This window comes from Mycoplasmopsis felis ATCC 23391, from assembly GCF_000701865.1.
In the GTDB taxonomy this organism is placed as follows: domain Bacteria; phylum Bacillota_I; class Bacilli_A; order Mycoplasmatales; family Metamycoplasmataceae; genus Mycoplasmopsis; species Mycoplasmopsis felis.
This window is the reverse complement of record NZ_JNKA01000026.1, coordinates 1-10,772: the sequence shown is the minus strand read 5'-3', so window position 1 is coordinate 10,772 and position 10,772 is coordinate 1. Positions and strand designations below refer to the sequence as shown.

The window sequence follows — 10,772 nt, the reverse complement described above, 5'->3', positions numbered from 1 at the left end:
TATTCTAAAAAACTTTCTTCCATTTGTTTAGGTAATTCAGCAGATGATAATGTAGCAATAACAAAAACTAAATTTAAGTTATTTTCATATTTAGATAAATCAATTAATTTATCAATGTAATTTAAGATCATAAAGGTTTTTCCAGAACCAGTTGGTGCTTTGAAATATAATGAATCTTTTTTATGAGTAATTAATTTATTTCAAGTAAAATCAACTAATTTAGAGACTGCTGAATTTTGTGCTTTAGTTAGTTCCATCTTCATCCTTTATCAGAGGTTTTAATGAACTTAAATCAGTTAATAAATCTATTTCTTTAAGATTTTGGATTTGCTCTTTATTTAATCCAAAATCTATTAATAATTCAGTTAATAACTGAATTAATTGATCAACATTCTTTTGGTTATTAAATAAATCAACATTATAATAATTCATTTTATATACATTTAAATTATTTAAATAAGGTTCATTATTTTTTAATCAAGGAAAAGCTTGATTTTCTGTACCTTTTCCTTGATTAATTCGATATAAACGTTCATATGTTATATTTTGTGCTATATTATTTTCATTATTAGTAATTAATGTAAAAGTTCGATTTCCACCATCTTCTTTATTTAAATCTAACACAGCATGACCAGTTGTTCCACTTCCAGCAAAGAAATCAAGGATACGGGAGTTTTTGTTATATGAACCCATATTTATAATGTATTTAATTAAATTAGTAGGTTTAGGAAAATCAAATTTATTTTTATCTTTAAAAATATTAATTATATCTGCTCCACCTTCTTGAGAATAAAATGTATCAATAATATTTTCATAAGGTTGTCCAGCTTCAATTTTAACAATTTCTTTTGTTTTAGGATTGAACTTTACGAATTGATATTGTTTACGTTTTGCAACTCAATATCCATCATTATTTTTAACACACTCTATAAAACCTAATTCTTTCCCTTTTAAATAAGTTTCATACCCTCAAGTATAACAGGCAGACTTAGGCTTAATAATATTTGTATATAATTTAAATTTAGTACCATCTGGTGCATCAACTAAATAATCCAATGATTCTGCATATTGAAAACTACCTGTTGAAGAAGGACGGTGGAGATCAGTTAGTTTATAATAACCTCTTTCTTCAAAATATTCATCTTTATTAACATAACCTAATTTTTTTAAATTTTGTTCGTCATGTTTAATGTAATTGAAAACTTTATTTTCAATGTTTTTTGCATAAACTAATATGTATTCAGTATTTTTAACAATAGAATAATTAAATGATGTATTTCCTCCGGGACCTCTCTTTTTGGTTCAGTTAATATTAGCAACAAAATTTTCTTCACCAAAAATTTCATCCATTAATACTTTTAAATATGCTTGTTCTGCATCATCAATTGATACAAAAATAACTCCATCATCTTTGAGAAGTTGTCTTGCTAATCTTAAACGTTCGTTCATTAAGTTTAATCAACCATTACGAGAATATTTATCACGATAAATAAATTTATTTGCTTTGATAGTTTCTTTATCATCTGCAATTGAATTTCCATCATCTTTTGATGATTCAGTATTATAAGGAGGATCGATATAGATTAAATCATATTTATATTCTAACCCTGCTCTCTCTCTCTCTCTCGATTACTATTAAATTCTTTAATGCATCATAATTTTCACTTATAATCAATGAGTTTTGATTTGATCTATTTGGATTTAATTCAAAACTCATTGATTGATCTTTTTGTAAGATACCAATTACTTTCGAATTAGCTTCTGGAGCTATATCAAATCTAAATCCTGTTTTGATTCTTTGACAGATAAATTGGAATACGTATTCCAATTTATTATCAGGAAATTTAGATAATATTTCATATGCTAATTCTTTTTGGTCTTTGTTTAATTGTTTAGATGAAATTTCATCTAATAAATCTTTAAATTTTTTTAATAATTCTGATTTATTTTCCATATTTTTCTCCTTATTATTAAATTATTTATATTTTAAATTATTAATAATGAGATTAAAGCAAAATATAATATAAAAACAGAAAACAAGGTTTTTAAACTTGTTTTCTGTTTATTTAATCTAAATTAATTTTATTGTCTAAGACTTTTTGAATGAATTTTCCGATAGTATCTGAATTATGATCGCTAATTATGTACTTTGCGATACTTTTTGCATCATTTGTAGCATTTCCCATAGCAATTCCTATTTTAGAATTTTTGATTAATTCTAAATCATTCCCGCTATCACCAAAAGAAATTAAGTTTTCATTAGTTTTATTTAATAAATCTAGAATATATTTAACTGCATTGTATTTAGAAGTATTTTTAGGATTTACATCTGTATAAATAGAATTTGTTAAATAAACTTCCGATGGATAATTACTAATTAATGTTCTTACTAGTTCAGTATTATTGATAGCATCTTTTAACGGATTTCTAAATGCAATTTGTGTTAATTTAGTATCTGGATGATGAACTAAAGTTGATAGTTCATCTAAAGACATTAAATTTAGGATATTCATATCCATTATATCTACATCATTTAATCATTCTGGTAATTTATTATTTGGTAATGAAGTTGCATTGACTGAATTTGTATCTATTGCAATTATTAAATTCTTTTCTTGGGCAATATTTTTCATTATGTCAAAAACATTTTTATCTAAATAGTTTAATGTAATAGATTTTTGATTTTTTACATCATAAATTACAGTACCATTTGAACATACTAAATAATCCATATGGTCAATTGCTTTAGATTCTAACAAAGGTAATGTTTTAGCTACCCCTCTACCAGTTGCTACTATATTAATATTTCCACTTTCTTTAGATTTTTTTAATACATCTAAAGTATATTCATTTGCTTTATTATTTCTTTGTAATAAAGTACCATCTAAATCAAAAGCAAAAACTCAATTATTTTTATTCATTATTTAATTTCTTTTACTCCATTCATATATGGTATTAAAACTTTTGGTATTGAAATACTTCCGTCTTGATTTTGATATATTTCTAAAATAGCAGCTATAACTCTATCTACAGCTAAACCAGATCCATTCATTGTATATGCATATTCTGTTTTACCTTCATTATTTCTATATCTAATCATTGCTCTACGAGCTTGAAAATCTCCAACATAACTAATGCTTGATACTTCTCTATAACGTTGTTCTGAAGGTAATCATAATTCCAAGTCAATAGTTTTTTGCGCAGAGAATCCCATATCACCAGTACACAAAAGAAGACTACGGTATGGAATTTCTAATTTTTCTAAAACATCTTGAGCATCTTGGACCATTAATTCATATTCTTTAATAGAATCCTCTTTATTTGTAATTTTAACTAATTCTATTTTTTTGAATTGATGCTGTCTTAAAATACCTTTAGTATCTTTTCCGGAACTTCCAGCTTCTGATCTAAAACACTCAGTGTATGACGTTGCTTTAAATGGTAAATTTAAATCAACTATTTCATTATTATGATAATTAGTTAATGTAACTTCGGCAGTAGGAATTAAATATTCATTCGAATCATTAATTTTATATAAGTCTTCTTTGAATTTAGGTAATTGACCAGTACCAAATAAAATATTATCTTTAACAATAACAGGGGTATGAAATTCTGTATAACCTTTTGAAATATGTAAGTCTAACATAAAATTAATCAAAGCTCTAACTAATTTTGACCCTTGTTTTTTATAAATTATATATCTAGAACCAGATAACTTGGTAGCTCTATCAAAATCGATAATATCAAGTTTTTGTGCTATTTCATAATGAGGTAAGACATTTGAAACTAACCCTCTACCTAAATTAGGTTTTTCAAAAATTACTTGATTTTCATTTTCGTTTTCTCCTACTGGAATTTCGTTTAGTGGTAAATTAGGGATAGATATGAGAATTTCATTAATTTTTTGATTTAGTAAATCTGCTTCCTTGTTTAATGATGCTTCTTGCTCTTTAATTATTTTAATTTGCTCTTTAATTTCATTTATTTTTTGTAAATCATTTTTATAAGTTTGAAAAGATTTAGATAATTGAGTTAACTCAGCTTTTTTATTTTGAGCATTGAACATCATTTGTCCACGTTTTTTTGCTAATTCAACAAATTCATTATATATATTAATGTTAAACCCTCTGTTTCTTAATTTTTCCTTAACTTCATTTTCATTATTTAAAATATATTTAATATCTAACATTCAGCTCCTTTAACTGTTTTAAATTTATAAAATTTAAACTTATTTATATTATATAAAAATCAGTATTAAATAATACTGATTTAAATTTAATATTTTATTTATTACCGAAAATACTTTCTATTCTTTCTTTTGTTGGATTTGACACAAGGAAAGTTCCTGCAACACAAGCATCTGCACCTTTTTTAAAACATTCTGGTCCAGTTTGATCATTGATTCCACCATCTACTTGAATTAAGAAAGTTAGAGAATCTCTTTGTCTGATTAATTTTAATTTTCTTATTTTTTCAAGTGCAATTGGCATAAATTTTTGTCCACCTTGCCCTGGTTCAACTGACATAACTAAAACTAATGCAAGTTTATCTAAAAATTTTTCAATTTGTTCAACAGAAGTATCTGGTTTTATAGCTAAACCAATTTTTAAATCGTGTTGTGTATTATTTAAGAATTGTTCAAATTTATCAAAATTATCTTGTATTGCTTCATAGTGGAAGGTAATGATATCTACAATATCAGATAATTTTTCTACATAATCATATGGATTGGTCACCATTAAGTGAGCATCCTTAAGGTGTTTTTCTCCGTTTTTTGATATATTTTCTATTTCTTGAACTGTAATTGCTGTATTTGGTACAAATTCACCATCCATTACATCATAATGAATTCAACTTATTCCTGCATCAATTAGTGTATTTGCTAATTCTAATCTATCTTCAGGTTTAACATTTAACAAACTGGGAGTTACAAATTTTTTCATAAGAATTTTATTTCCTTTCATTTTGTATTTCTGTAAGTAATTTTACATAATTTTGATATCTAAACAAAGGAATTTCCTTTGTATCAATCTTTTGCTTAATAGCACAATCTTTGGTTTCTTCTTCTAAATGTAAACAACTTCTAAATTTACATAATTTTGATAATTCATTAAATACTTTAAAACTTTGAGCTAATTCTAATTTAGAAATATTTAAATCAAAAGAAGAAAATCCAGGTGTATCAATTAATCAACCTTGATTAATTTTAGTTATATATGTTGTCCTTGTAGTATGTTTTCCTCGACCAAGTGATTTAGATATTTCTTGAGTTTGATAATTTAAATTTCCTAAGATATTTAAGGTAGTAGTTTTACCAACACCACTTTGACCCATAAAAACACTATATTTATTAGTCATTAATTTATTTATTTTTTGAATATATGAAGGATTTTCATTATTTATTAAAACAACTTCATACCCCATATTTTTGTATTGAGTTTCTCATTCTTTTGCTTGATTTGTATCTAAATCAGTTTTAGTTATGCATAATATAGGAATAATTTTTTTGTTTTCTATAATAGACATATATTTATCAACTAAATATGATAGAAAATTTGGTTCTTTAATAGACATAAAAATAAATATTTGATCAATATTTGCTACTTTAGGTCTAATAAAACTATTTTTTCTGTCTAATATTTTAGTTATAGTATTATTTTCTAAGATTATATCATCACCAACTAAAGGATTTTGTTCTTGATATCTTAGCTTACCTGCTGCATAAACTCATTGTTCATTTTCATTATTTTTAATTAAGTATCTTCCTGATACTATTGAAAAAATTTTATATATTTGTTCCATTATATAATACCTTTTACTTTAAATATGATGATAAATGTTAATAAAAAAATTAATAGTAATAAAATTAATGTAAAAATAATTCAAATTAATTTAGAAACACTTCTTATTTTTTTATTATCATAACTAACTCTATAAGCATTATTTTTTATTTGTAATGAATTGGAAATATCTTCATAAAATTCATTTATATTTTTATATCTATTGTTCGGAAGTTTTTGTGTAGCTTTGTTTATTATATAAAGAATCGAATCAGGTATTTCTTTATTAATTTTTTTTATATTAGGAAATTCGTTTTCAATATGCATTAAAATAGTTTCTATTTCATTTTTACCTTGAAAAGGTAAAAATCCAGTTAATAATTCAAAATACAAAATACCTAATGCATATATATCGAGAGAGGGAGAAATAACTATTTCTTGATTACTATATTCAGGAGCTGCATAATAAGGAGAACAATTTATTTTAGTATTTGAAGTTATTTTACTTCCATTATGCATTGAAATACCAAAATCAATTAAATGTAATTCATAATTTTTTGAAATTAAAATATTTTGACTCTTTATATCTCTATGAATAATTTTATTTTTATGCAAATTATTTATTATTTTTAATAGTTGAAGCATAAAATGATTTGCTAAATCAATATTTATATTTGTATTTTTGTGAATATACTGACTTAATGATATACCTTCTATATAATCAAATATAAAAAATTGTTCATTGTCATTAAAGACATATTCAATTATTTGTGGAATATTTCTTATATTTAATTCTTTTAATATTTGTATTTCATCAAAGAACTTAGTTTTATTGTTTTCGTTATGATCTAAATTACGATATTTAAGTGTATATAATTTATTAGCCTTTATATTTTTTATTAAAAAAACATAGGACATTCCACCTTTCCCCAAGTTTTTTATAATTTCATAATTTTTATAAACTTCAGAATTTTTTAAAATGTTATTTTTGTCTAATTCCATATTAAAAAATAAATTAGCAAAAACTAATTTTTTATTCCTAATTCATTGTGTAATATATTTCTTATTTCTTGAGCAGCTCTTTCTGGTAAGTCATTAGTAATACGATATTTAAAAATTATTGAATCCATTAATTCAGTTTCAGCTTTTTTTAATCTATCTTTTAGGGTTTCATTATCTTCTGAACCTCTTGCAATAATTCGAGATTTTAAATCTTCAATAGAAGGAGGACAAACAAAAATTGTAATCAGATTATATTTTTCTTGTAATTCTTGGACAGAAAATTTACTTATTATTTGTTTTGCACCAGTTGTTTCTATTTCTAAAATTGGTACTTGTTTATTTTGATGTATTTTTTCTAACTCAGAATACAAAGTTCCATAATAGTTATTTAGATGATAAGAAAATTCTATAAATTTATATTTTTTAATTTTATCTCTAAATGTATCAACATCTAAAAAATGATAGTCTTTACCATTTATTTCACCAGGTCTCGGTTTTCTTGTGGTTGCAGAACATGATAAAGCTAAATTTAACTCCTTAAAATTAAATAAAAGTTTTTCAATAGTACCTTTTCCAACTCCGCTTGGTCCTGAAAAAATTATAATCGGTTGTTTAATATTAATATTGTTTGTCATAATTGTGCTTATTATAACATTTTAATTTTTTTATTTTATTGTAGTAAAATAAAATTTATAAAATGTTAAACTAATAATAATATGTTTTATAAATACCACAAAGAAATTAATGCATTTTCTAATCAAACAATTAGACAGCTAGGTAAAGAACTAAAAGTTAATAAAGTAGGACATACCGGTATTTTAGATCCTTTAGCATCTGGTTTAATGATAATTGCAACAGATTATGATACAAAGTTATTAGAGTATATATCAAATAAAAACAAGGTCTATATTGCAACTTCTAAATTGCATTGAAACTCAGAAACTCTAGATATAACAGGTAATTTAACTTATCAAGAAAACAAAAAAGTGTCTATAGAACAACTCAAAAAAGCAATTGAATTAGTATGTTCTAGAACTACACAAATACCTCCTAAATATAGTGCTAAAAAAATAAATGGTCAAAGAGCATATGATTTAGCAAGGGAAAATAAAGAATTTTCAATCAAAGAACAAAAAATCAAAGTTTTAGAATATGAATTATTAAATTTTGATTATGAAAAACAAGAATATATTATTAAATTTAATGTATCAGAAGGAACATATATAAGAACTTTATTATATGATATTTCTCTAGAACTAAACACAGTAAGTACCATGAGTTCTTTAAAAAGAACGGGTGTTGGAAATGTTTTGCTTGATGATTTAAAAGAAAAAGAATATCAAGCAATTTCTTTAAATGATTTATTTGATGTTGAAATGTATTTTATAAATAAAGTACAAGCAAAAATAATAATGAACGGACAAAGTATTAAAATAAAAACTAAAAATGAATTAGTTTTCTTATTAAATCCAATAACAAAAGAAGTTTGTTGTGTTGGAATAGTTAAAGATAATATTTTTTATCCAAAAAAAGTATTTAATGAAAGGTTAGTATGAAACAACTTAAAGATATAATAAAAATTGCAGCATTCGATGTTGATGGAACTATTTTACCAAACGGCAGTTTGAAATTTTCAAACAATACAAGAAAAATGTTTGGTTTATTAAAAAATAATGGTATAACAACAGTTATTTCTACTGCTAGAGAATTTGCTACAATTGGTGATTTTTTAGACCAGCTTGACCCTGTTGATTATTTTATAGGTGCTAATGGTTCTTTTGTTTGAGATAACCAAAATAAGAAATTTCTTTTTAAAAATACTTTAAATAAAGATGAAGTAGTAAAATTATATGACTCATTTTCAAGTGAAATAAAAGGATTTTTAATAACTGATTTTAATAAAGTTTATAAGTCACCACAAACCCCTTTAAACTCTTGATTTATTAAACCATTTGAAGAAAATTATAAAAATTATGATGAAGCATTACTAAGCAATACTGATTTATATATCATTACAATAAATACAACAAATGTAAGAGACTTATTGGATAAAATGGAAACTTATATTAAAGAAAATAACTTTAAAATGGAGATTTCTGCAAGATGGTCAGGTGGTTTTTTTATAACTCCTATGAATGTAAATAAATCATCAACATTAAAAAACTTATGTTCACATTTAAACTTATCAATGGATAATTTAATTGCTTTTGGTGATAGTTCTAATGATTTTGAAATGATTCGTGATGCATATTATGGTATTGCAATGCAAAGAGCTAACGAAAAAATAAAAAGTGTTGCAAAAGAAGTAGCAATGGATTGTGAATATGATGGAGCATTTTTTAAATTAAAAGAATTAAAATTAATTTAATGAACGATTTAATAATTTATGATTTTGATGAATTCATTACCCAAGAAAATGATTCATTTATAATAGGTTCTTTTGAAAGTTTTCATCTTGGACATTACCAACTATATAAGCAAATTAAAGATAAAGTAGGAAGAAAGTTTATAGTCACTTTTACTATGAATGATTATCCAATTAAGTACGATAATAATATTTATATGAATGATATTGATAGATATCATACTTTTGGTGAATTAGATATAGATGGAATAGTTGAATTAAATTTTTCAAGAATAAAAAACTTAACTGGAAATGAATTTTTAGCAAAATTATCACAAAATAAATCAATTAATATAAGTGTAGGTAAAGACTTTAAATTTGGATATCAAGGGAAATGAACCTCTGATGATATAAAGAATATTTTAAAAAACTCCAATGTTTATATTTCTGATATTTACAAAATTAATGATGTAAAAATAAGTACTAAACTAATTAGAGAAGCCTTATATAACGGACATTTTAATTTCATAAATAGTATTTGTCCTTTTAATTATTATTTAACATGTGAATTAAATAAGAATCAAATAATTTATCCAAGTAACTTAATTAATATTCCTTCTGGCATATATTTTTGCAATTTATATTATAAAGATTTCGGTTTTAATATATTAATGCATAAAAATAAAAATGACAGATTCAATATAAGTTTAATTGATGATGCTTCAATATATACATTTGAAAATATATTCAGTGAAGTAATTTTAGAAATTGTCAAAGAAATAAGATTTATTTATACAAATGATGATGATTCAATAAACAAAGAAGATATTTTAGAGATTAAAAAAGAATTATGTAAATAATTATTTTTTGTTAAAATTTTATAGCAATAATTTGCAAACATAAATTTTAATCTGGGTTTAAATAATATTATTTATGCTCGGTTAAAACATAATTAATATAAGGAGAAATTATGGTTTCAAAAGCAAGAAAGGCTGAATTAATTAATAAATTCGGTAAAAACTCAAAAGACACCGGTAATTCTTCTGTTCAAATTGCAATATTAACAGAAGATATCGAATCATTAAAACCACACTTTTTAAACAACCCAAAAGACAACCACTCTAGAAGAGGATTTTTAGCAAAAATTGCTCAACGTAAAGTTTTATTAAAACACCTAAAAGAATCAAATTTTGAAGAATATAAAAAAGTTACTGAAGAATTAAAAATTCGTAAGTAACTTAACTAAGGAGTTTATATATGGCTAGAAGATGTCAAGTAACAGGTGTAGGTCCATTAACAGGAAATACACGTTCTCATGCAATGAATGCTTCAAAAAGAAAATTTAATGTTAACTTACAAAAAATCAGAGTTGTTTTAGATGGAAGAAAAGTAACTTTAAGAGTTAGTGCAAAAGGACTAAAAACTTTAAAATTAAAAGGTATAGTTTAATATTTTAAAAGTTAGCTATGTGCTAACTTTTAAAATATTTTTTATTATTAATTATAATAAGAGATGTTATTAACGAATTTTAAAATGAAAGAATAAAAATTAAAAAAAATATTTTGAAAAAAATTTTTAGTGTTATAATATTCAAGCAAACAAAAAAAGTTCTTTGAAAACTAGATATATACAAAAACATGACAGTC

At 23.5% G+C, this 10,772-nt stretch carries 14 protein-coding genes; 5 read left to right on the top strand and 9 right to left on the bottom strand.

Annotated features, from left to right (window positions below; all coding sequences use genetic code 4):
* From T405_RS03065 to gmk, 9 genes are all read right to left on the bottom strand, one after another.
* The coding region (locus T405_RS03065; RefSeq protein WP_036431055.1) for a DEAD/DEAH box helicase family protein at positions 1-257 on the bottom strand (257 nt) is incomplete at its 3' end.
* Positions 244-1,530, bottom strand: coding sequence for a site-specific DNA-methyltransferase (locus T405_RS03060; protein ID WP_309299788.1), 1,287 nt, complete (start codon positions 1,528-1,530; stop codon positions 244-246). The genes T405_RS03065 and T405_RS03060, both read right to left, overlap by 14 nt.
* A 64-nt stretch (positions 1,531-1,594) precedes the next feature.
* A complete protein-coding gene (locus tag T405_RS04005; RefSeq protein WP_036431052.1) occupies positions 1,595-1,954 on the bottom strand; it encodes a hypothetical protein in 360 nt (119 codons plus the stop codon).
* A 112-nt stretch (positions 1,955-2,066) separates the two neighbouring features.
* The gene (locus T405_RS03050; protein WP_036431048.1) at positions 2,067-2,921 is read right to left on the bottom strand and encodes an HAD-IIB family hydrolase; all 855 of its coding nucleotides are present in this window, start codon (positions 2,919-2,921) and stop codon (positions 2,067-2,069) included.
* Entirely contained in the window at positions 2,921-4,189 is a 1,269-nt protein-coding gene (serS, locus tag T405_RS03045; RefSeq protein WP_036431045.1) for a serine--tRNA ligase, read from the bottom strand. Before serS ends, T405_RS03050 begins: the two co-directional genes overlap by 1 nt.
* 94 nt (positions 4,190-4,283) lie before the next feature.
* A complete protein-coding gene (locus T405_RS03040; RefSeq protein ID WP_156951250.1) occupies positions 4,284-4,943 on the bottom strand; it encodes a ribulose-phosphate 3-epimerase in 660 nt (219 codons plus the stop codon).
* Between the two features lie 7 nt (positions 4,944-4,950).
* The gene (gene rsgA, locus T405_RS03035) at positions 4,951-5,802 is read right to left on the bottom strand and encodes a ribosome small subunit-dependent GTPase A (RefSeq protein WP_036431039.1); all 852 of its coding nucleotides are present in this window, start codon (positions 5,800-5,802) and stop codon (positions 4,951-4,953) included.
* On the bottom strand, positions 5,802-6,782 hold the full coding sequence (locus tag T405_RS03030; protein WP_036431036.1) for a serine/threonine-protein kinase: 981 nt from the start codon (positions 6,780-6,782) through the stop codon (positions 5,802-5,804). Before T405_RS03030 ends, rsgA begins: the two co-directional genes overlap by 1 nt.
* Before the next feature lie 23 nt (positions 6,783-6,805).
* On the bottom strand, positions 6,806-7,417 hold the full coding sequence (gene gmk, locus T405_RS03025) for a guanylate kinase (protein WP_036431033.1): 612 nt from the start codon (positions 7,415-7,417) through the stop codon (positions 6,806-6,808).
* Between the two features lie 81 nt (positions 7,418-7,498).
* Here gmk and truB point away from each other — a divergent pair, with 81 nt between their 5' ends.
* The 5 genes from truB (at position 7,499) to rpmB (ending at position 10,575) form a co-directional block, all read left to right on the top strand.
* The gene (gene truB / locus T405_RS03020) at positions 7,499-8,356 is read left to right on the top strand and encodes a tRNA pseudouridine(55) synthase TruB (RefSeq protein WP_036431030.1); all 858 of its coding nucleotides are present in this window, start codon (positions 7,499-7,501) and stop codon (positions 8,354-8,356) included.
* Positions 8,335-9,150 (top strand): YcsE-related riboflavin metabolism phosphatase, encoded by an 816-nt coding sequence (locus T405_RS03015; protein WP_036431027.1) that lies wholly within the window; start codon positions 8,335-8,337, stop codon positions 9,148-9,150. Before truB ends, T405_RS03015 begins: the two co-directional genes overlap by 22 nt.
* Positions 9,150-9,986 carry an FAD synthase gene (locus T405_RS03010; RefSeq protein ID WP_036431023.1) on the top strand — a complete coding sequence of 279 codons (837 nt, stop codon included), beginning with the start codon at positions 9,150-9,152 and terminating at the stop codon, positions 9,984-9,986. The genes T405_RS03015 and T405_RS03010 overlap by 1 nt, the downstream gene beginning before the upstream one ends.
* Positions 9,987-10,096: 110 nt before the next feature.
* Positions 10,097-10,363 (top strand): 30S ribosomal protein S15, encoded by a 267-nt coding sequence (rpsO, locus tag T405_RS03005; protein WP_051619556.1) that lies wholly within the window; start codon positions 10,097-10,099, stop codon positions 10,361-10,363.
* Positions 10,364-10,383: 20 nt separating this feature from the next.
* Positions 10,384-10,575: a 50S ribosomal protein L28 gene (gene rpmB, locus T405_RS03000; RefSeq protein WP_036431018.1), complete on the top strand. Its 192-nt coding sequence runs from the start codon at positions 10,384-10,386 to the stop codon at positions 10,573-10,575.
* Positions 10,576-10,772 lie beyond the last annotated feature (197 nt).